The organism is Paenibacillus sp. FSL E2-0177, assembly GCF_037992975.1.
Lineage (GTDB): Bacteria > Bacillota > Bacilli > Paenibacillales > Paenibacillaceae > Paenibacillus_AQ > Paenibacillus_AQ odorifer.
This window is the reverse complement of record NZ_CP150307.1, coordinates 809,749-832,798: the sequence shown is the minus strand read 5'-3', so window position 1 is coordinate 832,798 and position 23,050 is coordinate 809,749. Positions and strand designations below refer to the sequence as shown.

The following is a 23,050-nucleotide window of genomic DNA, read 5'->3' as shown; positions in this document are numbered from 1 at the left end:
GTACAGCCATTGCGGCTGCACCCTGCGGGTCTCTTATTCATTCAGTTAGTCTAGCTTCCAGCAATTAAGACTTAATGTCCCATACTGATAAGCCTGAAAAATCCGCTCTGCCTTCCTGCTGCCATCCGCTGTTCCCATCGCGTAAAAGAGAGGTGCAAAATGCTCTCTTCCATAAGAAGGAACCGCATCGCGTACATGTGGAGCTTTTTTCTCATACGCAAAAAGTGAAGGCAAATCCCAGGCTTCTAGTCCCTTGGCAATCCAGGCATCGAATTCAAGTGCCCAATCCTCAGGCTGCTCACTTTCACTTAGCATCCGCAAATTGTGAACAAGTCCACCGCTTCCAATCAGCAGTATGCCTTCGTCACGAAGCGGTGCTAACATCCGCCCGATATTGTACTGCTCCTTGGGAGAGCGCAGGGAATCGACGGATAAAGCAACTACCGGAATGTCGGCGTTCGGGAACATTTTTTTCAGTATCACCCAGACTCCATGATCGAGTCCTCGCCCCAGAACGGGCTGATGTGATAGATTGTTATCCTTGAAGAGCTCAGAAATCCGTCTTGTTAGGGCCGGATCGCCCGGGGCCGGATAGGTCAGCGTGTAAACTTCTTCAGGGAATCCGTAGAAGTCATGCTGTGTCTCGTGCAGTTCATCAACGGTAAGTAGCTGTTCAGGGCTATCCCAATGCGCTGAGAAAACTACTATACCGCGTGGCGCTTCAAGTTCTTGACCAAGCCACTCCAGAAAACGGGTATACTCGTTATCCTCCAGTGCGAGGAGCGGAGAACCGTGCGCAATAAAAAATGACGGTAATTTCATAGGATGCCAACCTCCATAACCCAGTATATGGTGTGCATCTTTATTTTACCGCTTATTGCAAGTTAATGCGAATAAAAACCTTCTCCTAAATCATCCAATTCTGCCACTCTGTCTGCAGATGCTCTTGTTCGTTCATCCATTCTATAGTCCGCTTAAGCAGCTGCTGCTGCGCCGGTCCAGAAGAAAAGGTGTGATCCCCTTGAAAAATGATCTCTTTATCGCAACGTCCTTCGGGACGTGTCCAGAACAGCTTCTGGTAAAGAAAAGCGTAATCCACCGGAATGACATCATCAGAGGTGCCATGAATGACGAGTACATCGCCGCTAAATTTGCTCGCTTCTTGGAAGGGCTGAAAAGCCGCCAAAGAATTAAAATATACCGGCGTAAACGAGTAGCCCACATAATCGGCTGATCCATTCTTCACAGCACGATCATACGCCTCCCGCCCTACAATTTTCACAATATCATTGAAAGGATAACCAACAGAGGCCCATAACACGAGATTCTTCACGCGGCGATCGCGAATACTTGTCAGCAGCGCCACCGCGCCACCCAGGCTATGGCCAATCAGCGTCACGCGCTGTGGGTCCACATCAGCAGAGCTAATTCCGTAATCAAGCACCGCTCTAGTCTGAGCGATCATCGATTCCATGTCTTCGCCGCCATAATTCCCGCTGCTCTCGCCGCAGCCCACATAATCAAAACGAATAACCATATATCCCTCTTGTGCCAGCTCACGAGCAGCCTTCACAAAAATCCGGTCTACGCCAATACGATTCCCCACAAATCCGTGGCAGATCACGGCTAATGGCAGTCTATCCTTGCAACGCGAAGAGGTTCCCTTCTCTTTGTTCGGGTAATGTATGCTCGCCGTCAATTCTTCTCCGTTATGCCGGATTACAATATTCCGTTCCATTGCCGCATCCTCCTATAATTATATTTATAATTTAATTTATTTTAATTTATTAGAATTCCGATTAACTTAGTATGGATTATAATCTAATTATAAATATTTCGTTCATATTGTCAACAGCAAGGGACAATTCTTAATAATCTGCGGGGAGTATTGGGCATTAGAGTCTGCACGACAAACAGGGTATCCCGTAAGATATGAACATGACTCTGGGGCTCCCACGTCGAGTGGATTGAAACCGCCACTCCGGGATTCAGCAGCTCTATCGGATTCACTTGCTCCAGCGGACTCAGCGGCTCCTTCGGACTCAGTAACTACATCGAACTCAGCAGCTCCTTCGGACTCAGTAGCTTCAGCGGACTCAGCTGCTCCTTCGGACTCAGTAGCTTCATCGGACTCAGCTGCTCCTTCGGACTCAGTAGCTCCTTCGGACTCAGAAGACCCTATTCGCAGATTTAGCACACTTTTTGAATTCTATCGGACCCCATAGTCGCTATCACCCTGTAAAACAGCAAATAAGAGCTACTTTTCGAGCAATAGCGTCACTGGGGTCCGAAACTGTGCTGAAAAGGCGATAATTTGGCTAATAACGTCATCTGAGTCCGAAAGATCGTGGATACTGACAACCGGGGGTCTGGGAGCTCTGGAGTTCCCGGGGTTCCCGGGGTTCCGGGGTTCCCGGGTTCTGGGGTTCCGGGGTTCCGGGGTTCCGGGGTTCCGGGGTTCCGGGGTTCCGGGGTTCCGGGGTTCCGGGGTTCCGGGGTTTCAGAACCCCACCAAAAAACAAAGAGCAGCGATCCCCAGTATCGGTGGATCGCTGCTCTGTTGTTTTTTCGAGATGAATGACCAGGGTTGTTAATCAATCGTAGCTGTCGTTAAACATCTCATGGGTTTCATGGCTGCCTTCCCAATCCTTAAGCAAGCCCTCGGGAGCATCTTCTGCGGAATCCCACATGCTGAATCCATCGGAGCCGCCCCAATCCCCCATTGAATTATTGGGCGTAGGCTCGAAACCGTTGCCCATGGATCTTCCCTGTTCTTTCTTATTCTCATGTTCCATAAAGCTCCCAACCTTTCCCAATGCTATATTGATCAAGCAACAACATTATCAGTGTTCACTCTTCTAAAAGGATTATGCATATCGCCATAGAAATGGTTGTCCTTGCGTAGACCTGTCATGCAAACGTATACTCTAGGTTAAAGACTATACCGATTAACAACACTGGAGGTTTACATCCAAATTATGAAAGTGAAAGATATGATTAAGGAAAATAACGCCCTGCGTGAGCAGTTGACGCCCTTCAATCGCTCCTATTTAGAAGATATGATCCTTGCGGTGCGAGCCAGTCGAATTGACCCTCTGCGCGGAGAGGAACTTTTGCTGGATGCGGCCAAGCTGCTGTTGAAGGAACAACGTAAAGGGAAAAATGCCAAGCAAGTATTCGGCGAGAATCCGCACGATTATTTTAAAGAAATCATAGACAGTGTTCCCGGGCGCCCGGTGCGCAGTAAATGGAACTATTACTTGATGATTCCCTGCGCAGCTCTGACCTGTCTTTTTGGGATATTGGCAATCGGTGGACTCTTCTTCCAATGGACTGACGATTCACCTGGAATGTTCGGACAGATCAGCCTTTTCACCCTGCTCGCTGTGGGAGTAGGCTCCATTATCTTAATTGAACTCATTATGAAATGGATGTCTTCCTTGTCGGAAAGCGATGCACCCAGTGCCAAACCTTTTGATATAAAAAGCCTTGGCATCTATATTGGCATCGCAGTAGCTGCTGTATTTATCGGTATGTTCCTCGATAGGTTATTTCCGGTCATTACAATATCCCCGTGGGTAAGTTTAATTCTGTGCATCATTGGGGGGTTGGGACTGAAATTTATATTTTTCAAAAAATAAATACCTAGGCTGAAAACATTATTCCATCCGATAGATAGGGGGAAACTTCCATGATTAAGAAGCATCATATTCTCTACTCCGTTCTAGCTATAGCCTTAGGGCTAGGCATAGTGCCCAGTGCTATTCACGCCGAAGGTGCTACCAGCCCTCCTGGGGAAGGCGCTAAGGCAATTCCTCAAGCAGCTAGCAATAATCATGCAGAGGCTGTCTATAAAGCTGCATTACCGCTGTTATCTACCTCTGACAAGTTACCCGAAGCCATAAAATATTTGAACTCCAATATGTATGCGGTAGGGTCGTATCGTGCAACAATGCTGACCCTGAAGCTTGAGAATCTGCATAAAGCTGCGCTGCAAGCCTGGGAAAGTAAATTCAGTACCAATGCTGTCCAGCGGAAGCTCACCGCCATTTATAAAGCAGGCGCCAGCATGTCTTCTCTTGCTGCTATTACTGATGATCTCCAGCTGCGTACACTGCTGAAAAGTGCCAGCGAAAGCGGATATAAGCTGGAGACAGCTGAGGGTACTTTTTTCCCGGTGATCGATTATGGGGCTTACCGCAAGTACAAGCTATACGTCACCAATGATATCAGCGCTTATATTACCATTATGGCCACCGAATCGGATCTGCCCTCTTCCAAGGACAACGGGCTAGTTATCGCCTGGACTGAGGTAGCAGCCAGAGCTTTATCTCAAGAGCAATTCATTCAAAATCATCCGAAATCAAACCGAATTTCTGCTGTAAAAGCCTTGTACACTATGTATGTGAATAATACGTTTTACGGCCAGAATAACACTCCTCTCTTCCATTATGACAATCTGGAAATGGATTTGGAGGCGCAAAAGGCTTACTCCAGTATTCTGACCAAAAATAATGACAGCAGCCCATTTCTACAAAAGCTGGATAGCTTCATGAAATTAATGAAAGATAATAGCTATAAATTGACCGATGAGGTCGAGCAATATCGTAAGACTTCGTTACCTCTCTAATAAAGAAACCACAAAAGCCCGTCCCTGAAATGAATAGGGACGGGCTTGTTTATGTTCATTAACGTGATTATGAAGTGGATGCGAGCCTTAAATAAGGATGTTAAAGAGATTAGAATCCTTATTGATCTCTACATAATCGACGCCCTTCTGCTGCATCCGTTCGATGAGAGGTTCGTAGGCATCCGTTGACAATAATTCAATGCCCACAAGCGCGGGACCATTTTCTTTATCATGCTTCTTGATATACTCGAAACGGGTAATATCATCGTGAGGTCCAAGGATTTCGCCCAAGAACTCACGCAGCGCACCTGCACGTTGCGGGAAGTTCACCATGAAATAGTGTTTTAAGCCTTCGTAAATCAATGAACGCTCTTTGATCTCCTGCATCCGGTCAATATCGTTGTTGCCGCCGCTTATGATACAGACAACTGTTTTGCCGCGGATTTGATCACGATATTGATCAAGCGCTGCGATAGGCAGCGAACCTGCTGGCTCAACCACTATGGCATTCTCGTTATATAGTTCCAGAATCGTGGTACAAGCTTTACCTTCAGGCACCATCACGATGTCATCCAGATGACGGGAACAAATATCGTACGTCAATCCGCCAACACGTTTTACAGCCGCTCCGTCCACGAACTTATTAATTTCCTTTAGAGTCACCACTTCTCCAAGCTTAATCGCTTCCGTCATAGAAGCTGCTCCGAGTGGCTCCACACCAATCAACTTGGTAGAAGGACTAACTGTCTTCACATAGGTGGCTATACCCGCTGCCAGACCGCCTCCACCAATGGTTACGAACATAAAGTCTGCAGGGTTGTCCAGACTCTCCATCACTTCCATTGCAATGGTGCCGTTGCCCGCAATGATTCGTGGCTCATCAAAAGGATGGATCAACGTCATCCCATGATCTATACAAGCTTGCAGTGCTTCATCATAAGCGTCATCAAAGGTATCTCCCTTCAGAATGACCTCAACAAACTCACCGCCAAACCGCCGCACCTGCTTAACCTTCTGGTTAGGCGTAGTGCTTGGCATGTAGACCTTGCCTTTAATTCCAAGCGCCTTACAGGAATAGGCTACGCCTTGTGCATGGTTGCCCGCACTCGCACAGACAATCCCTTTTGCTCTATCTTCTGCTGACAAACTACGAATCATATTATAAGCTCCGCGGATTTTGAAAGAACGTACAATCTGCAAATCCTCGCGCTTCAAATACACATCACAATCATACTTGGCTGACAGCACAGCATCACGTTGTAGGGGTGTCCGGATTATGACTTCACGCAGTACGTGATGAGCCCGCACAATATCTTCCATTCCTACGATTCGGTCTTCCTCTTCTCTCATAACCCTCTCGCCTCACTATCTATCTGTTATTCTACTTCTTGTAACATACTCTCCCGAGGACATTTTTTCAAGCATCCTAATCAGTGATAAAGAAAAAGAGACTAAAGGAACCCTATAGTCTCTTACTAATATTTGCTATCCCTATGCTATGAAACCTACTAGTCCTGTTGCTTCAGCATCCACTTCACCAGGTCTGGTAAGCTTGTCCACAAACGTGAATGTACAATAACATATTCGATAGCCTCGTTAGCGTCACCCACGCCTACAAAATCAGGCAGGTTATGCGGCAATCTTTTGATACCTAACAGATAATCTGGCACATGCTTGTTCACATTCTTCGCCACGCGGTATAGCATTTTGAGCTGGGAAGTAATCCCGTTCTTCTTATATTCTAAAACCATACGGTCATATGCTACTGTTGCTGCTGCATCCTTGCCGAACTTCTCCAGTACCTTCTCGGTCTTCTTAAGCTTATTAGTGTAAAGGTACGTTGCCGTTAGAAGGTAACGTGCACCTGTGTTATCTTCTGGGTTCAATTCTAGAATGTGCTCCAGCGTCTTTTGTGCTTCTTCTGCATTTCCGCTAAACCAGCAGGAGTCAGCGTAGCTTTTGCAGATTCGAATGTACGAACGTGTCTCGTAAAGACCCCAGAAATGTCCTTTGTTCTCAGTGAAAAAGGCTTCTCCAAGCTCACGCGCACCCGCTTCCATCCCTGCTTTCAGATAAGCACGGGCATCTGCTTCATTCTCGGCTTCCTCAGCCAAAATGAGATAGGCGTCCGGACTGTCCGGATAAACTTCCAATGCCGCTTCTGCTAGCTGGATCCGACGATTGGATGCTTTAGTTTCCATTGCTTTTTGCAGCAAAGCCTGTTCCTGATCCTTCGGAGTACCTGAAACGTTGAGCAAAAGTAATTCTTCCTCTGCCCCGCCCATGCCGTACTGTTCGATATAATTAAGCATCTCTTTAACTTTTCTGGAGATGGTAGGTGCAGTAACCTCATGTTTGATCGCTAGATCAGCTTGAGTTTGAAGGAAACCATATTCCTCAGACAAGATAAATTCGATAGCCGCGCAGAAGGAGCCCATTTTCTTCACTGCAGGCTTGATGTGACGGGAATAACCATTCCATAGAACCAGACCTTCCCAGATTAGCTCCCGGTCATAGCTGTCTCTCATGGTCTCAATAAGATGCAGAGCCAATTGTTCATGCGCCGGATGCTCCCATTTCAGATCACGTGACACCTTTTTTTTGAGAGTAGTTAGGGTAAGCTTAGCTTCAGGAATTGCTGCCGCTTCTGGTTTCTCGGCCACAGCCACAGTAGCAGCGGATTCTTCCGTTGTTACCAGTCGCATGATGGATTCCACTGCAGAAGTTTCTTTCCCTAGGCAGCATTTCTTATATTTTTTCCCGCTTCCGCAAGGACACATATCATTTCTTCCAATCTTACTCAAAACGAATTCCCCCTTAAATCTGTGAGTAGCCATTCGCCATAAGCGTATCGCTAGTATGCACTATAAGTATCAACATTTTCAGGCACGAGGCATCCTTTATAAGGTTACTGCACAAAGTCTGAAGGACTCCGATTTAAAAGGGCCTTCCCATGATCGGAAAGGCCCTTATCTGTATATATCCGCACATTTTCCCCCGTACGTGTAGTATTATAGCACTTCTTCTATCACTTGTCAGTCCTTTTTTAGGACTTAAAGCGCAAAAAATTGCTAGATACAGTGCTTTATCCTTATACCAGAGCCTTCATAGCGATGTCGCTGCGATTCTGTTTCCCGGAAAAAGAGATTCCTTCAGCCCTAGCATAGGCTGCTGAACGAGCTTCGGCAATCGTAGCACCCAGGCCTACCACGCCTAAGACCCGTCCGCCGTTCGTTACCCAGCTGCCATCTGCCCCCCGTGCTGTACCGGCATGGAAGATCAGCCCTCCTTGGCTGTCCTCAAGCCCTTCGATCGGCACTCCCTTAGGATAAGAGCCTGGATATCCTCCAGAAGCGAGAACCACGCACACCGCTGCTTCGTCGCTCCATTCAATGTCGATATCCGCAAGTCTACCCTCGGTTACTGCCAAAAAGATTTCTAACAAGTCGCTCTTCAATCTAGGCAGCACGACCTGTGTCTCCGGATCCCCAAACCGGGCATTAAATTCGATGGTCTTTGGTTTACCTTCTGGAGAAATCATCAGCCCTGCGAACAAAACGCCGCTGAAAGAACGGCCTTCAGCTACCATAGCCTTGGCTGTTGGCTTAATGATGGTCTCAATCGCTTCTTGGATAATCGCCTCGTCGATATGCGGCAGAGGCGAATAGGTACCCATTCCACCGGTATTAGGGCCTTTATCTCCATCGTAAGCGGGCTTATGATCCTGAGCGGCAGCCATCGGACGAACTGTCTCTCCATCAACAAAAGCCAAAATCGACATTTCCTGACCCGCTAGGAACTCTTCAATGACAACCTGAGCGCCAGCTTCACCAAACACTTTGGTTACCATAATATCAGCTAGTGCCTGCTCTGCCTCTTCCCGTGAATAGGCAACGGTCACGCCTTTTCCTGCGGCAAGCCCATCTGCCTTGATTACGATCGGCAGCGGTTGCTCGCGTAAGTAAGCCAGTGCAGCTTCATAGCCATCAAATTTTTCATAGGCTGCTGTCGGAATATTATATTTGTGCAAAAGATCCTTCATAAAGGTTTTGCTGCCTTCGATCTCAGCTGCATTCTTGCGCGGACCAAACACAGGAATAGCCTGTGCTTCAAAAGCATCCACAATGCCCCCTGCTAACGGATCATCCGGTCCGATTACAACAAGACCTACTTCCTTCTCTTTGGCAAAAGCCGTCAGACGGTCGAACTCAAACACACCGATAGGCACACATTCTGCTAGCTGCGCGATCCCGGCGTTGCCGGGTGCGCAATAGATTTTACCAACCTTTGGGCTTTGGGACAGGCTCCAAATAATCGCATGCTCCCGGCCGCCGCCGCCAACCACTAAAATATCCATTAGAATAAAATCCTCCCAGCGTTCTAGTGTTTGAAATGACGGACGCCTGTGAAGACCATAGCAATTCCATACTCATTCGCGACCTTGATCGATTCTTCGTCTTTAATGGAGCCGCCTGGCTGAATAACTGCGGTAATGCCTGCTTTAGCTGCCATTTCAAGTGTATCTCCCATTGGGAAGAAGGCGTCAGAGGCAAGGACTGATCCTTTGGACTTCTCGCCAGCTTGTTCAATCGCAATTTTTGCCGCGCCAACGCGGTTCATTTGCCCTGCACCTACGCCAACTGTCATATCATCCGCCGCTAATACAATCGCATTAGATTTCACATGCTTAACTACCTTCCAGCCGAACAACAGCTGTTTCAATTCTTCTTCGGTTGGCTTACGGTCCGTAACAACTTGCAGATCATCCGGGTTCACAGAATGCACATCGCTCTCCTGTACAACCATTCCTCCATCAATAGAGGTAACTACGAAGCTGCTCTTACGCGCGCTAGCCGTGCTAAGATTGCCGATTTTGAGCAAACGCAGGTTCTTTTTCTTCGTAAGGATTTCCAGTGCTTCATCCGTAAACCCTGGCGCCAATACGATTTCGAGGAAAATCTCTTTCAGCAGATTAGCAGTGTCTGCATCGATAATCCGGTTAGCGGCTACAATTCCGCCAAAGATAGAGGTTGGGTCTGCGTTGTAAGCTTTTTGATAAGCTTCGTATACACTTTCACCGACACCTACACCACAAGGATTCATATGTTTAATGGCTACGACAGCAGGTTCTTCAAATTCTTTCACGATTTGCAGCGCTGCGTTAGCATCGTTGATATTGTTGTAGGATAATTCTTTGCCATGCAATTGCTCAGCTGCTGTAAGAGTATCCCCCGCAGCCAAAGGCTTGCGATAGAAAGCCGCTTTTTGATGCGGATTCTCGCCATAGCGCAGATCCTGAATTTTCTCATAAGTCACGGTGTAGCGCTCAGGAAGCGGTTCGCCAGTAACATTAGCCAAATAATCGGAAATTAAGGCATCGTAAGCCGCCGTATGACGGAACACTTTTGCCGCAAGACGTTTGCGTGTTTCCAGCGTTGTATCTCCACCTGCGCGAACCTCTTCAAGCACTGTAGCATAGTCGTTAGCATCTACCACTACACTTACAAAAGCATGGTTCTTCGCCGCAGAACGCAGCATCGTCGGTCCGCCGATATCGATATTCTCGATGGCTTCTTCATACGATACATCCGGTTTAGCAATGGTTTCCGCGAACGGATACAGATTTACTACTACCAGATCAATGTAGTCCAGACCAAGCTCTTTCATTTGACGCGTGTGTTCCTCATTGTCACGAACCGCTAGCAATCCGCTGTGTACAGCCGGGTGCAAGGTTTTGACACGTCCATCCATGATTTCCGGGAATCCTGTAACATCGGAAATACCGATGACTGGAACACCTTCCTTAGCCAAAAGCGTGCTTGTTCCACCTGTGGAAATAATCTCTACGCCTAATGCAGACAACTCGCGGCAAAAATCCACGATACCTTGTTTATCCGATACGCTAACTAGCGCTCTTTTGATACTCACTTTGAATAGTCCTCCTTCGGGTTGTACGTGCGATTTAATGTGATGACATCTAAAAGCTTGGGAAATTACTATAAGAAAGAATCTGACTCTATTACCTACTACACGACACATAATGCCGCTTATGCAATATTTCCCGAGAAATACCCTGAAATCTCTCCGCCTGTCACCAAATGTCGATCCAAAACTTCGAATGGCTACAGTGTGGCTTACTTTTCGCGGATAATCGTCTTTCTTCCACTCAGTTCCACTTTCCCGCTGGCAAAAGCGCCAACCACTTCAGGATACAACTCATACTCAACCTTATGAATCCGTTCCGCCAATGAATCTGCCGTGTCGTTATCCAACACAACTACGCTACGCTGAGCAATAACCGGCCCGGTATCCATACCTCCATCGACAAAATGCACAGTGACTCCCGTCAGCTTCACGCCATAATCCAGCGCTTGTCCGATCGCATCCTTTCCGGCAAAAGCAGGCAGCAGCGATGGGTGAATGTTAATAATCCGACCCGCATACGGCGTTAAAAGCACTGGTGTAATGAGGCGCATATACCCTGCCAGCACAACCAGCCCGATTTCCCGCCGCTGAAGCTCTGCTACAATCTCTGCTTCGTAGAGCTCACGGCTGGCGAAGTCTTTTGGCCGCAGCAAGAGGGCGGGAATTCCCGCATCCTCCGCACGTTGTGCTACAGGCGCTTCCGGCTTGTCCGAGACAAGCAATTCAATCCTGCCGTCTCCAAGCAAACCTGCTTTCTGTGCCTCGATCAGTGCTGCAAAATTGCTGCCCTGCCCCGAAGCAAAAACAGCGATTCGACTTGATTGCATCACACTTCAGCTCCAGTAAAGGTTACTTTGCGTTCCCCTTCCGTTACTTTCCCAATGATATACGCCTCTTCTCCGCTAGCTTTAAGCAGTTCAAGAGCGCGTTCTCCATCAGCAGCGCTAACTACGAGAACAAGACCAACTCCCATATTAAAAGTAGTGAACATATCACAGTTGCTTACATTTCCTTTGTCCTGCATCAATCCGAAGATTGGCAGAATCGGCCACGATCCGTAATTGATCTCCACATCTACATTATCAGGCAATACGCGTGGGATATTCTCGATAAATCCGCCACCCGTAATGTGAGCCATACCTTTTACCGGAAGCTGCTCCAGCAGTGCCAGCAAAGGCTTCACATAAATCTTAGTTGGTGCAAGGAGTACATCCGCCAGCGGAGCGCCAAGCTCAGGAAGCACGTCATTCAGACCATAACCCTCTTGCTCAAGCAAAAGCTTACGCACCAGCGAGAAGCCATTGCTGTGCACACCACTGGAAGCCAGACCAATCACTGTGTCGCCAGCAGCGATGTTAGCGCCTGTTACCAGCTTCGCTTTGTCAGCTACGCCCACTGTGAATCCAGCGATATCATATTCACCTGCTGAATACATACCCGGCATCTCAGCCGTTTCGCCGCCAATCAGTGCACAACCCGCTTGGTGACAGCCTTCAGCGATTCCAGCTACGATAGCCTCGATTTTCTCCGGCACCACTTTGTCGCAAGCCAGATAGTCGAGGAAAAAGAGTGGCTCTGCACCTTGCACTACAATGTCGTTCACGCACATAGCTACAGCGTCGATGCCAATCGTGTCATGGCGATCTGCCGCGAACGCGATTTTGAGCTTTGTGCCTACACCATCGGTTCCCGATACAAGCACTGGCTCTTCATATTTATCTTTATTGAGGCCAAACAGCGCTCCGAACCCACCAAGATCCGTCATTACTTCTGGACGGTAAGTACGTTTTACGTGCTTTTTCATGCGTTCTACCGCTTCATTACCAGCCGCAATATCCACTCCGGCGTTTTTATAAGCTTCCGACACTATTGGACACCTCATCTTTTAATAGTTTAGAGCGCGTTTGGGCGCATTCGGCTTTTGGGTGGTTGCAGGGGAGTTATTGCGAGGAATGTTTGGACTTCCGATCGCTGTTATGGTTGGATTTCCTGATTCGAACCGCTCTTCGCGGTAGAAATCCAACCATAAAGGCGAACGCTACGCTTCTACAGTTCCAAACTTCCTCTCCATAACTCCCTCCAACCACCGGTTTGTCCCTACTGCAAGCCGCAGTGCGCGCCTTGCACACGGACCTCAAGACCTCGGTGCATGAGCTGCGCCATGCACCTCCTTAAGCGAGACAAGCGGCCCTCGTATTTGCGAAGCAAACAGAGGGAAGCTTGGCGAGCCAGTCCCGGCGGGGGATGTCAACACGAGCAGCCATCTTTCTCTGCCCCGCCAAAATCCACCTGCGTCGGGTAATCATTATCAAAGCAAGAAAGGCAAAGTCCGCCTTTGTAGTCGTCTTTGTTGTGTCCACCAATGGAAGAGATTAAGCCTTCCGGCGACAAAAATGCCAAGGAATCGGCGTTGATCTCTTCGCACATTTCCTCAATGGTCTTGTAGGACGCGATGAGGTCGCGGCGGTCTGGTGTATCAATGCCGTAGAAGCAAGGATTCTTGAACGGTGGCGAAGTAATCCGCACATGCACTTCAACAGCTCCCGCTTCCCTAAGCAGATTGACGATTCGGCGTGAGGTCGTGCCACGAACGATAGAATCATCGATCATAACGACACGTTTGCCATCAACTACGCTGCGCACGGCGCTCAGCTTCATCTTCACACCTTGCTCACGCAGTTCTTGGCTCGGCTGGATGAAGGTCCGTCCAGTGTACTTATTCTTAATGAGCCCAAGCTCATAAGGAATTCCCGTTTGCTCGGCATACCCGATGGCTGCTGAAATACTGGAATCCGGCACCCCGGTTACGAGATCAGCATCGACAAAAGCTTCCAGTGCCATGCGGCTACCCATCCGCTTACGGGCGGAGTGCAGGTTAGAGCCGTTCATATCACTGTCTGGGCGTGAGAAGTAAATATACTCCATCGCGCACAGCGCTTTACGTTTGGGTTCGGTAAAACGGTCCTCCAAGAGACCGTTTTTGTCGAGGACTAGCAGTTCGCCCGGCTCAATATCTCGAACCAGCTGTGCCCCAATGACCTCTAATGCGCAGGACTCGGAAGCAAAAATATAAGCTTCACCAATCCGTCCCATCACTAGCGGACGCAAGCCATGGGAATCTGAAGCGACAATTAACTTATCATTTGTCATAAGCAGAAAAGCAAACCCGCCAACGAGCTGCTGCAGCGCATCTTTTGCCGCTTCAACAAAATCCTTTGGCGAACGGGCAATTAAATGCGCCAGCACTTCTGTATCACTCGTAGTTTGAAAGATCGATCCGCTTTGCTCCAGCTGTTTGCGGATCAACGGTTCATTTACTATGTTGCCGTTCGTAGCAATTGCCAAATCGCCGTCACGATATTTAAATACCAGCGGCTGCGCATTGGTTAAACGGCTGTCTCCACTAGTGGAATAACGTACATGCCCAATGGACATGTCTCCAACCAATGAGGCAATTTTGTCCTTGTCGAATACTTCTTTTACTAACCCCATCCCGCGGTGATAGTTGAAATCGCGGCCGTCTGCTACGCAGATTCCCGCACTTTCTTCTCCACGGTGTTGTAAGGCGTGTAAGCCGTAATAAGACATGGACGCCGCTTCCGGGTGTCCGAAGACCCCGAAAACGCCGCATTCTTCTTTTAATGTGTCAAAAATATCTCCCGAGCCCGTTCCTTCATTGTAAAAGTCACCAGTCCACAGGATAGGAGTCTCCTGCTCTTTCCCGGTCTTTATTTCATAAGACATGGAATAGCATCCTCCCAAACGAATTTCAATTCTGCTACAGCTTCATCTAGTGCGGACACGCCGTCCAGATTTACGCGCAGTCTGTCTCCACCTACAGTTCCGATGATTTCCACGGGAACACCACTGGCTGCAATCGCTGCTTTCAGCTCTTCCGCACGTTCAGGAGCGGCTGTCAGCACAATGCGTGATTGGCTTTCGCTGAACAAAGCTACATCAGATCTAAGACCGTTAGCTGAAAGCTCAACGTTTGCTCCGATTCCGCCGCTGATACAGCTCTCTGCAAGCGCTACGGCAAGTCCACCTTCGGACAAGTCATGTGCGGAACGCACCAGACCGCCACGAATTGAGGTAAGGACTGCGTTCAGCAGTTTTTTCTCAGTAGCCAAATCCAAAGCCGGAGGACGACCTTCGGTCACACCATGAACAGCATATTGGAATTCACTGCCGCCCAGCTCAGCCTTGGTCACTCCCAGCAGAAGAATGGAATCTCCTTCTTGCTTGAACCCTTGAGTCGTAATATGATCCGTGTCCGCTACTAAACCAACCATGCCGACAACCGGCGTTGGATAGATGGAACCCGTAGTATTTTCGTTATAAAGACTGACATTACCACCGATAACCGGAGTATCCAGCACACGACATGCTTCAGCCATACCATCAACCGCACGCTCCATTTGCCAGAACACATCAGGCTTCTCAGGATTTCCAAAGTTCAGATTATCCGTAATAGCCAGCGGTTCAGCACCGGAACAAACGATGTTACGTGCCGCTTCGCTGACTGCAATACGTCCACCCACTTCAGGATCAAGATGAACATAACGGCCATTACAGTCTGTAGTCATCGCAAGTCCTTTACGAGTACCATGAATGGTAACTACAGCCGCGTCAGACCCAGGACGTACAGCTGTGCTCGTCCGCACCATGTAATCGTATTGATTGTATACCCATGCTTTACTTGCTACGGTTGGTGATCCAAGTACTGTACGCAATGCACCGCCCAGATCCGTAACTTCCTCATAACGAAGGGTATCTACCTTTTCATTCGCAATATAATAAGCAGGAACCTCAGAAGGTTTGTTATATACTGGACACTCATCCACGAGCGCCGTTACTGGCATGTCACCAACAACCTCGCCGTGATGATACAATTTCAAGCGGCCATCATCCGTAACTTTACCGACTTTACAGCAGATAACACCCCAGCGGTCAAAAATCTCTTGTGCCTGGGCCTCATCCTTCGGCTCAACGACGAACAACATCCGTTCTTGTGATTCTGAAAGCATCATTTCGTAAGGCGTCATGCCCTCTTCACGTTGTGGCACCTGATCAAGATACAGCTCCAGACCATTGCCTGCTTTACTTGCCATCTCCGCACTAGAGCATGTAAGGCCAGCTGCACCCATATCCTGAATCCCGATAACGATGCCGCTGTCGATCAGTTCTAGACAAGATTCCATTACGAGCTTTTCCATAAATGGATCGCCGACCTGTACAGCGGTACGTTTAGCTTCTGATTCCTCACTAAGCTCTACCGATGCAAAAGTAGCACCATGAATTCCATCACGTCCTGTAGGAGGGCCTACATAGAAGACAGGGTTGCCTACACCCTTAGCTACACCACGTTGGATTTTGTCATGATCGATCAGACCCACACACATTGCGTTAACTAGCGGATTGCCGTCATAGCTATCATCAAACATGATTTCGCCGCCAACCGTTGGAATCCCGATACAGTTACCATAACCAGCAATACCAGACACTACATGTTCGAACAAATACTTCACTCGATCACTTTCCAGCTTCCCGAAACGTAGTGAATTGAGGATTGCGATAGGTCTGGAGCCCATGGAGAAAATATCACGAATGATCCCGCCCACACCCGTTGCCGCACCTTGGAAAGGTTCTACCGCTGAAGGGTGGTTATGACTTTCGATTTTGAAAACAACCGCTTGGTTGTCACCGATATCTACAATCCCTGCGCCCTCGCCAGGTCCCATCAGGACACGTGGTCCGGAAATTGGGAAACGTTTCAGGAGGGGTTTGGAGTTCTTATAGGCACAGTGCTCGGACCACATTACGCTGAATACGCCGATTTCAGTGTAGTTCGGCAAACGTCCCATAAAAGACTTGATCAGCTCATATTCGCTGTCCGACACACCGAACTGGCTGTAAATTTTCTGCTCCGCAATCTGTTCTGCGGTCGGTTCCTTAACGGATACTTGCTGCGTCATGACGATCCCTCCAAGTCTTCAGTATGGATGTAAACATTCTTTTGCCGTCTTCTGAACCAAGTAAACTATTAGCCGCGCGCTCAGGGTGAGGCATCATGCCAACCACATTCCCTTGTACGTTACTAACACCCGCAATATCGGCTACGGAGCCATTAGGATTATCGCTATAGGTAAAAATAATCTGATTGTTAGCTTTCAGCTCTGCCAAAGTCTCGTCATCACAGTAGTAGTTGCCTTCACCGTGTGCGATTGGGATGATGATTTCTTCATCTTTAGCATAGTCAATAGTAAATGGGGTTTCATTATTAACAACCTTAAGCACTGTATCGTGACAGCGGAACTTCATCGACATGTTGCGGCGAAGCGCACCTGGCAGCAAACCAGCCTCAGTAAGAATTTGGAACCCATTGCAAATGCCTAGCACGTATTTCCCTTGCTCTGCTGCTTTAGCAACTTCCGCCATAACAGGAGCAAATCTCGAAATCGCGCCACAGCGCAGGTAATCACCATATGAGAATCCGCCTGGAACCAAAATGCAATCATACGCCGACAAATCCGTCGCTGTATGCCACACATAATCGACTGGTTCGCCGAGACTGTCCTCTACCGCCTTGTAGCAATCAATATCACAGTTGGAGCCTGGGAAGACAAGTACAGCAAATTTCATGTCGTTTAGTCCTCCAATTCGTAGCGGTAATCCTCGATCACCGTGTTGGCAAGTAGCTTTTCGCACATTTCCTTGAGACGAACTTCCGCTTCAGCACGGTTATCCGTATCCAAAGTCAGCTCCATATATTTCCCGATACGCAAGCTTTCAACTTCTTGGAAGCCTACCGAATGAAGTGCTCCTTGTACTGCTACCCCTTGTGGATCAAGAACGCTTTTCTTTATGGTGACATATACCGTCGCTTTTAACATATGCTTGTAGTTCCTCCTAAATTTTAATGAGCATACCCTCTGAAACTGAAATTCTACAATGAGTACATTTAGCTTCAAAAATATATACTGAATTTATTCCCATGAGTGCACACACTATGTTGAACTATAAAGACTTGCCAGTAAGACGATGATAAATGTCCAGATAACGCCGTGTAGTTTCTTCTACTACTTCCAGTGGGAGCGGATCAGGTTTACTATTCTTGTCCCAGGAAGATGCAGATAGATACGTACGAACAGGCTCTTTATCCATACTATCAATTTCAATATCAAGCGCGTATTTATCCTTAGCCCAGAAGCGGGAAGCATCCGGTGTAAAAATCTCATCGATCAGAATCACCTTACCGTCCAACAAGCCGAATTCGAATTTGCAGTCCGCAAGAATGATCCCACGCTCAGCACAATACTCTCTAGCAAAAGCGAACAGCTTTAAGCTCTTTTCCTGCAGCTCAAGCGCCAGATCAGCTCCGATTAATTCCTGCATTTTCTCAAACGGAATATCCTCATCGTGACCTACATCATTTTTAGCCGCAGGAGTAAAAATCGGTTCTGCCAGCAGCGCGTTTTTGCGGAGGTTAGCAGGAAGTTCAATACCATTTACCTTGCCGGTTTCTTGATACTGTCTCCAGCCGCCGCCAGTGATGCATCCACGCACTACGCATTCGATATCAATACGCTCAGCTTTACGTACCACCATGACACGGTTTCTGAGAGCCTCTTTGTCCTTAACTACGTCGCCGAGCAGATCCACATCGATATGAACGACATGATTCTCCATCAGCTCTTTAGTCTGTCCGAACCAGAACGCACTCAGACGGTTAAGCACATTGCCCTTTTCAGGGACTGCCGGGTCCAGCACATAGTCAAAAGCAGATATCCGATCTGTAACTACGATCAGTACATTTTCCCCTAAATCGTATAGCTCACGAACCTTCCCTTTGTAGAGCAGCGGCGCATTGATGAGTTCCACGGCTGTGGATACGGCCGATGATGTCATGACCTTTCCTCCCTTGAACTAATGATCTTCCTAAGTTGGGCTGGTCTAGGAGGAAGCACTTCCGAGGAATGTTTGGACTTCCGATCGCTGTTATCCTCAGATTTCTTGATTTGAACCGCTTCTCGCGGTAGAAATCCGAGGATAAAGGCGAACGCTACGCTTCTACAGTTCCAAACTTCCTCTCCATTACTCCTTCGACCGATTTCTTTTATTCCTAGTTCCTTAGTTCACCACTAACTTATCTTTTTTAGAGTCTCAAAGGCGTAACTCCGAGGAATGTTTGGACTTCCGATCGCTGTTATCCTCAGATTTCCTGATTGAACCGCTGCTGCGGTAGAAATCCGAGGATAAAGGCGAACGCTAACGCTTCTACAGTTCCAAAATTTCTCTCCGTTCCTTATCGACCAGTTGCATTTCAATTCTGCACAACCATAACCGCTCGTACTATTCCTAGCTCCTTAGTTCACCACTAACTTATCTTTTCTTAGATAAGTTCTAGCTTGCGGAAGATGGTATCCACATGCTTAAGGTGCCAAGAAGGGTTAAATGCATCTTCAATCTCTTCTGGGGTGAGGACATTAGTGATTTCAGGTGTAGCTTCCACGATATCACGGAACTGCTTTTGCTCTTCCCAAGCTTGCATCGCACGTGGTTGAACAGTGTCGTATGCTTGCTCGCGGCTGAAGCCTTTATCAATCAGCTTGGTTAAGATCCGGCCAGAGAAAGGGACGCCGAAGGTACGATTCATGTTACGCTTCATATTCTCTGGGAATACAGTCAGGTTCTTCACGATGTTTCCGAAACGGTTCAGCATGTAGTTCAGCAGCATCGTTGCATCCGGAAGGATGATACGCTCCACTGAAGAGTGCGAGATATCGCGTTCATGCCAGAGCGGCACGTTCTCGTAAGCTGTAACCATATGTCCGCGAATCACGCGGGACAGACCGGAAATATTCTCGCAGCCAATAGGATTCCGTTTATGCGGCATAGCAGATGAACCCTTTTGACCTTTGGCAAAAGCTTCTTCTACTTCGCGAATCTCACTCTTTTGCAGAGCGCGGATTTCGGTAGCGAATTTGTCTAGCGAGGTTGCTACCAGAGCAAGAGCTGCCATATATTCAGCGTGGCGGTCGCGCTGTAGAGTTTGTGTCGAGATCGGTGCAGGGCTTGTACCCAGCTTACGGCAGACAAATTCTTCTACGAATGGATCGATGTTGGCATACGTACCAACGGCTCCGGAGATTTTGCCAAATTGCACACCGTTCGCAGCATGGCGGAAACGCTCCAGGTTACGTTTCATTTCTTCGTACCACAATGCCATTTTCAGACCAAAAGTAGTTGGCTCAGCATGAACCCCATGTGTACGGCCCATCATCGGTGTATCTTTATAAGCAATAGCTTTATCTTTAAGGATCTCAATGAAGTTAATAATATCCTTCTCTAGAATCTCATTCGCTTGACGCAGCAAGTAACCCAGTGCTGTATCCACCACATCTGTGGAAGTAAGGCCGTAGTGTACCCATTTGCGTTCTGCGCCAAGGCTTTCGGAAACCGCACGAGTAAAGGCGATTACGTCATGACGTGTTTCCTGTTCGATTTCATCAATACGTGCGATGTCGAATTTAGCATCCTTACGCAGCTTAGCAGCGTCTTCATGTGGGATGACTCCCAGCTCCGCCCATGCTTCACAAGCGCATATTTCCACTTCCAGCCACGCTTTGAATTTATTCTCCTCAGTCCAAATGGCCCGCATCTCGGGTCTGCTGTAACGTTCGATCATATTCTTTAGTTCCTCCAAAGTTTAGATTGCTCCACCCAGGATAGGCCGTCTCCGGTATCCTTGCACAGCAGATTGATATGACCCATCTTACGACCAGTCTTACTCTCAGTCTTGCCATATATATGAAGCTTAGGTACAATACCCAGCTTATTATCTTTTTCCTCATGTGTACAGGTCGCTTTAATCGCACCATCCAAATGCTGACCTAATACATTTACCATAACTACAGGTGTCAAAAGCGTTGTATCGCCCAGCGGCAGATTACAAATCGCCCGGACATGCTGCTCGAACTGTGAGGTCACGCAAGCATCCATGGTGTAATGGCCGGAATTATGCGGTCTTGGTGCCAGCTCATTGACGAACAATTCACCGTCCACTGTGACGAACATTTCCACGGCAAGCAGTCCAACCGCATTCAGGCCTGCGATTAAAGTCTCAGCCAGCTCGCAAGCTCTGCGCTGAATGTCCGCTGACACTCTTGCAGGCACAATGGACAGATGCAAAATATTGTTTACATGAATGTTCTCAGAAGGCGGGAAGCTTTTGACCTCCCCAGATGCACTACGTGCAGCAACAACGGATATTTCGCATTGAAAAGCTACAAACTTCTCAAGCACTAGCTCCGGAATCACCTCACCGGGTGCAACCTGCCGGAAGGCTTCTTCCAGCTCTTCTTCCTGACGAATCACAGCTTGACCCTTGCCGTCATAACCGCCTGTGGCTGTCTTGAGCACACAAGGTAGTCCAAGTTCAGCCGCCGCCTCTTTTAGCTCCGCAAGGCTGTCTACCTTCCGGTACGGGGCGACCGGAACGCCCGCCGCCTCGATGGCGGCTTTTTCGCGCAGCCGATGCTGCGTGGTATACAGCAGCGCGCTGCCCTGCGGCACGTACGATTCTTCCGCCAGCAGCGCTGCTACGCCCGCGTCGACGTTCTCGAACTCGTACGTGATGACGTCCGAGCGGCGGGCCAGCTCCCGCGCCGCGTCCCGGTCGTTATACGCCGCCGTAATCTGCGGCGTAACTTGACCGCTAGGCGCATCCGGCGCAGGATCCAGCGCCACGAAGCGGTACCCCATGGCGCTGCCGGCCAGCGCCATCATGCGCCCGAGCTGCCCGCCGCCGAGCACGCCGACGGTCGAGCCGGGCAGCAGCGTCCGGACGGTGTCTGCACCGGACGCTTGTGCAGCTGGCGAAGCTGCGCCGCCAGCCTCCTGCAGCTTCAGCTCCTCCGGCCTCATAAGCTGTCGCTGCTTTCCAATACTTCATCGCGGATCGCATCCCGACGCAGCTGCACACGCTGCTGCACTTCAGGGTCGAACGCTCCGATGATCTGTGCGGCCAGCAGGCCTGCATTTACAGCGCCTGCCTTACCAATAGCTACCGTTGCTACCGGTATGCCTCCAGGCATCTGCACGATGGAGAGCAGCGAGTCCAGCCCATTAAGTGCTTTCGACTGCACGGGCACTCCAATCACTGGCAGGATCGTCTTTGCAGCCACCATACCCGGTAAATGTGCGGCGCCGCCTGCTCCTGCAATAATCACGCGAATGCCGCGGCCTGCGGCTTCCTCCGCATAGCGGAACATCAAGTCCGGTGTACGGTGCGCGGATACTACCTTCTTCTCATAAGACAAACCCAGCTCTTCCAGCACCCCACAAGCGTGCTCCATCGTATCCCAATCCGACTTACTACCCATGATGACAGCTACCTGCACAGACATGATTCGACCTACCTTCCAATCACTAGTATGAGATATCTTTATCTTGTAAATCCGAACAAGCAGAGACTACATTCTCGTCCTTCAGGGATGACTATCGTTTTCCTTAATAATATAAGGTTGATGTATTACGTGTAACTTATTCCTTATATTAAAAAAGCCCGATGTCCAGACGCATTTTGCTGCGGGAGGATCGGACTAGTAAAGGAATTAGGAAAAAACACTCCCGCTTGCCTCTCACCAAACTGGCATTAAGCGCGGAAAGCTGCACAATGCATCACTCCATTATCTGGACTGCATTATCGCATTCTAGCATCCTATTTCCTCGTAGTCCGGTAATTTACGGTTCCCGGGTAGAAACTTCCGGGCCATATTCCCGGTTTTATACGAGCTCTTCATGACATCAGTTTAACAATCCCCTACACATGATGTCAACTCAAACACGAACATTGGTAAAATCACCATAATAAATGTTCGCTTTTGGGCGGATTTGAATTCTCAATAACCTTATATTTTGTGAAGAAAGACTTCTTTCCGTACACTCCTACCTCTAATGCTCTATGATGTTTAAGCTCCAGAATACGACCCTTACTTCCTTAAATTGAAAAAAAGGAACGCTATCAGCGTCCCTTTGAACTCTATATTATTTTACAACCAGCACTGGAATACGAGCGCTTTGTACTACATTATGGCTGACACTGCCCAGAACAAATTCACGTATACCGCCAAGCCCGCGGCTGCCGATAACTATGATGTCTATAGCATTTTCCTTAGCATATTTCAAAATCACTTCCGCAGGAGATCCTTGTAAAAGCTCAACCTCAGCATTCAGGCCTTCAGCCTCAAGGCGTCCCTTCACTTCCTCGGTTGTCTGCACTGCCAAATCATAATATTCTTTATTTACTGAAGCTGGTAGTGGTGCAAGAGCTTCTCCGATAAAAAATCTTGGGAATTCAAATGCGTGTACGACATGCAATATAGAACCTGGTGTGACTTTAGCGAGTTCAATTGCGCGCTCCAATGCTTGATTAGAAGCCTTTGAACCGTCATAGGCTAGCAAAATTTTAGAGAATAACATGTACGCCACCTC

At 48.4% G+C, this 23,050-nt stretch carries 21 protein-coding genes and 1 riboswitch; of the genes, 2 read left to right on the top strand and 19 right to left on the bottom strand.

From position 1 onward, the window contains the following. Nucleotides 1-45: 45 nt before the first annotated feature. The 4 genes from MHI25_RS03770 to MHI25_RS03755 all read right to left on the bottom strand — a co-directional run bounded on the left by MHI25_RS03770 (nt 46) and on the right by MHI25_RS03755 (nt 2,795). Nucleotides 46-822 carry a class III extradiol ring-cleavage dioxygenase gene (locus MHI25_RS03770; protein WP_340394988.1) on the bottom strand — a complete coding sequence of 259 codons (777 nt, stop codon included), beginning with the start codon at nt 820-822 and terminating at the stop codon, nt 46-48. A gap of 85 nt (nt 823-907) precedes the next feature. Then, nucleotides 908-1,738 carry an alpha/beta fold hydrolase gene (locus MHI25_RS03765; protein ID WP_076195105.1) on the bottom strand — a complete coding sequence of 277 codons (831 nt, stop codon included), beginning with the start codon at nt 1,736-1,738 and terminating at the stop codon, nt 908-910. A 102-nt stretch (nt 1,739-1,840) separates the two neighbouring features. Then, complete coding sequence (locus MHI25_RS03760; protein ID WP_340394987.1) at nt 1,841-2,197, bottom strand: hypothetical protein; 357 nt, start codon at nt 2,195-2,197, stop codon at nt 1,841-1,843. 397 nt (nt 2,198-2,594) lie between these two features. Then, nucleotides 2,595-2,795 carry a hypothetical protein gene (locus MHI25_RS03755; protein ID WP_036680885.1) on the bottom strand — a complete coding sequence of 67 codons (201 nt, stop codon included), beginning with the start codon at nt 2,793-2,795 and terminating at the stop codon, nt 2,595-2,597. 198 nt (nt 2,796-2,993) lie between these two features. Between MHI25_RS03755 and MHI25_RS03750 the strand changes: the two genes are divergently transcribed. Next, nucleotides 2,994-3,641 (top strand): DUF1129 family protein, encoded by a 648-nt coding sequence (locus MHI25_RS03750; RefSeq protein ID WP_340395655.1) that lies wholly within the window; start codon nt 2,994-2,996, stop codon nt 3,639-3,641. 50 nt (nt 3,642-3,691) lie between these two features. Next, entirely contained in the window at nt 3,692-4,630 is a 939-nt protein-coding gene (locus MHI25_RS03745) for a hypothetical protein (protein WP_340011895.1), read from the top strand. Between the two features lie 87 nt (nt 4,631-4,717). Here the strand turns inward: MHI25_RS03745 and ilvA are convergent, their stop codons facing one another. From ilvA to MHI25_RS03670, 15 genes are all read right to left on the bottom strand, one after another. Further along, nucleotides 4,718-5,980, bottom strand: coding sequence for a threonine ammonia-lyase IlvA (ilvA, locus tag MHI25_RS03740; protein WP_076104158.1), 1,263 nt, complete (start codon nt 5,978-5,980; stop codon nt 4,718-4,720). Between the two features lie 158 nt (nt 5,981-6,138). Beyond that, nucleotides 6,139-7,434, bottom strand: coding sequence for an SEC-C metal-binding domain-containing protein (locus MHI25_RS03735; RefSeq protein ID WP_076128473.1), 1,296 nt, complete (start codon nt 7,432-7,434; stop codon nt 6,139-6,141). A 287-nt stretch (nt 7,435-7,721) separates the two neighbouring features. Further along, on the bottom strand, nt 7,722-8,987 hold the full coding sequence (gene purD, locus MHI25_RS03730) for a phosphoribosylamine--glycine ligase (RefSeq protein ID WP_076142419.1): 1,266 nt from the start codon (nt 8,985-8,987) through the stop codon (nt 7,722-7,724). 23 nt (nt 8,988-9,010) lie between these two features. Next, nucleotides 9,011-10,558, bottom strand: coding sequence for a bifunctional phosphoribosylaminoimidazolecarboxamide formyltransferase/IMP cyclohydrolase (purH, locus tag MHI25_RS03725; RefSeq protein WP_076279485.1), 1,548 nt, complete (start codon nt 10,556-10,558; stop codon nt 9,011-9,013). Nucleotides 10,559-10,764: 206 nt separating this feature from the next. After that, the gene (gene purN, locus MHI25_RS03720; RefSeq protein WP_076128467.1) at nt 10,765-11,382 is read right to left on the bottom strand and encodes a phosphoribosylglycinamide formyltransferase; all 618 of its coding nucleotides are present in this window, start codon (nt 11,380-11,382) and stop codon (nt 10,765-10,767) included. Continuing rightward, nucleotides 11,382-12,422: a phosphoribosylformylglycinamidine cyclo-ligase gene (gene purM / locus MHI25_RS03715; protein WP_340394986.1), complete on the bottom strand. Its 1,041-nt coding sequence runs from the start codon at nt 12,420-12,422 to the stop codon at nt 11,382-11,384. Before purM ends, purN begins: the two co-directional genes overlap by 1 nt. A 380-nt stretch (nt 12,423-12,802) precedes the next feature. Further along, entirely contained in the window at nt 12,803-14,299 is a 1,497-nt protein-coding gene (gene purF, locus MHI25_RS03710; RefSeq protein ID WP_036680905.1) for an amidophosphoribosyltransferase, read from the bottom strand. Continuing rightward, the gene (gene purL, locus MHI25_RS03705; RefSeq protein WP_038568661.1) at nt 14,284-16,530 is read right to left on the bottom strand and encodes a phosphoribosylformylglycinamidine synthase subunit PurL; all 2,247 of its coding nucleotides are present in this window, start codon (nt 16,528-16,530) and stop codon (nt 14,284-14,286) included. The genes purF and purL overlap by 16 nt, the downstream gene beginning before the upstream one ends. Beyond that, on the bottom strand, nt 16,508-17,197 hold the full coding sequence (gene purQ, locus MHI25_RS03700; protein ID WP_340394985.1) for a phosphoribosylformylglycinamidine synthase subunit PurQ: 690 nt from the start codon (nt 17,195-17,197) through the stop codon (nt 16,508-16,510). The genes purL and purQ overlap by 23 nt, the downstream gene beginning before the upstream one ends. A gap of 5 nt (nt 17,198-17,202) precedes the next feature. Then, nucleotides 17,203-17,448 carry a phosphoribosylformylglycinamidine synthase subunit PurS gene (gene purS, locus MHI25_RS03695; protein ID WP_036680912.1) on the bottom strand — a complete coding sequence of 82 codons (246 nt, stop codon included), beginning with the start codon at nt 17,446-17,448 and terminating at the stop codon, nt 17,203-17,205. Between the two features lie 124 nt (nt 17,449-17,572). Then, nucleotides 17,573-18,463 carry a phosphoribosylaminoimidazolesuccinocarboxamide synthase gene (locus MHI25_RS03690; RefSeq protein ID WP_076279486.1) on the bottom strand — a complete coding sequence of 297 codons (891 nt, stop codon included), beginning with the start codon at nt 18,461-18,463 and terminating at the stop codon, nt 17,573-17,575. A gap of 484 nt (nt 18,464-18,947) precedes the next feature. Then, nucleotides 18,948-20,243 carry an adenylosuccinate lyase gene (gene purB / locus MHI25_RS03685; RefSeq protein ID WP_036680917.1) on the bottom strand — a complete coding sequence of 432 codons (1,296 nt, stop codon included), beginning with the start codon at nt 20,241-20,243 and terminating at the stop codon, nt 18,948-18,950. Nucleotides 20,244-20,248: 5 nt separating this feature from the next. After that, nucleotides 20,249-21,481, bottom strand: a complete 1,233-nt coding sequence (purK, locus tag MHI25_RS03680; protein WP_076302861.1) for a 5-(carboxyamino)imidazole ribonucleotide synthase — start codon at nt 21,479-21,481, stop codon at nt 20,249-20,251. Next, a complete protein-coding gene (gene purE, locus MHI25_RS03675; RefSeq protein WP_036680920.1) occupies nt 21,478-21,963 on the bottom strand; it encodes a 5-(carboxyamino)imidazole ribonucleotide mutase in 486 nt (161 codons plus the stop codon). The genes purK and purE overlap by 4 nt, the downstream gene beginning before the upstream one ends. 305 nt (nt 21,964-22,268) lie before the next feature. Continuing rightward, nucleotides 22,269-22,370, bottom strand: a riboswitch (purine riboswitch). A gap of 233 nt (nt 22,371-22,603) precedes the next feature. Beyond that, nucleotides 22,604-23,038 (bottom strand): universal stress protein, encoded by a 435-nt coding sequence (locus MHI25_RS03670; RefSeq protein WP_036680923.1) that lies wholly within the window; start codon nt 23,036-23,038, stop codon nt 22,604-22,606. Between the last annotated feature and the right edge of the window lie 12 nt (nt 23,039-23,050).

Bases quoted from the DNA above. Each gene is read 5' to 3' on its own strand.
- MHI25_RS03770 (WP_340394988.1), bottom strand. From the start codon at position 822: ATGAAATTACCGTCATTTTTTATTGCGCACGGTTCTCCGCTCCTCGCA.
- MHI25_RS03765 (WP_076195105.1), bottom strand. From the start codon at position 1,738: ATGGAACGGAATATTGTAATCCGGCATAACGGAGAAGAATTGACGGCG.
- MHI25_RS03755 (WP_036680885.1), bottom strand. From the start codon at position 2,795: ATGGAACATGAGAATAAGAAAGAACAGGGAAGATCCATGGGCAACGGT.
- MHI25_RS03750 (WP_340395655.1), top strand. From the start codon at position 2,994: ATGATTAAGGAAAATAACGCCCTGCGTGAGCAGTTGACGCCCTTCAAT.
- MHI25_RS03745 (WP_340011895.1), top strand. From the start codon at position 3,692: ATGATTAAGAAGCATCATATTCTCTACTCCGTTCTAGCTATAGCCTTA.
- ilvA (WP_076104158.1), bottom strand. From the start codon at position 5,980: ATGAGAGAAGAGGAAGACCGAATCGTAGGAATGGAAGATATTGTGCGG.
- purD (WP_076142419.1), bottom strand. From the start codon at position 8,987: ATGGATATTTTAGTGGTTGGCGGCGGCGGCCGGGAGCATGCGATTATT.
- purN (WP_076128467.1), bottom strand. From the start codon at position 11,382: ATGCAATCAAGTCGAATCGCTGTTTTTGCTTCGGGGCAGGGCAGCAAT.
- purF (WP_036680905.1), bottom strand. From the start codon at position 14,299: ATGTCTTATGAAATAAAGACCGGGAAAGAGCAGGAGACTCCTATCCTG.
- purL (WP_038568661.1), bottom strand. From the start codon at position 16,530: ATGACGCAGCAAGTATCCGTTAAGGAACCGACCGCAGAACAGATTGCG.
- purQ (WP_340394985.1), bottom strand. From the start codon at position 17,197: ATGAAATTTGCTGTACTTGTCTTCCCAGGCTCCAACTGTGATATTGAT.
- purS (WP_036680912.1), bottom strand. From the start codon at position 17,448: ATGTTAAAAGCGACGGTATATGTCACCATAAAGAAAAGCGTTCTTGAT.
- MHI25_RS03690 (WP_076279486.1), bottom strand. From the start codon at position 18,463: ATGACATCATCGGCCGTATCCACAGCCGTGGAACTCATCAATGCGCCG.
- purB (WP_036680917.1), bottom strand. From the start codon at position 20,243: ATGATCGAACGTTACAGCAGACCCGAGATGCGGGCCATTTGGACTGAG.
- purK (WP_076302861.1), bottom strand. From the start codon at position 21,481: ATGAGGCCGGAGGAGCTGAAGCTGCAGGAGGCTGGCGGCGCAGCTTCG.
- purE (WP_036680920.1), bottom strand. From the start codon at position 21,963: ATGTCTGTGCAGGTAGCTGTCATCATGGGTAGTAAGTCGGATTGGGAT.
- MHI25_RS03670 (WP_036680923.1), bottom strand. From the start codon at position 23,038: ATGTTATTCTCTAAAATTTTGCTAGCCTATGACGGTTCAAAGGCTTCT.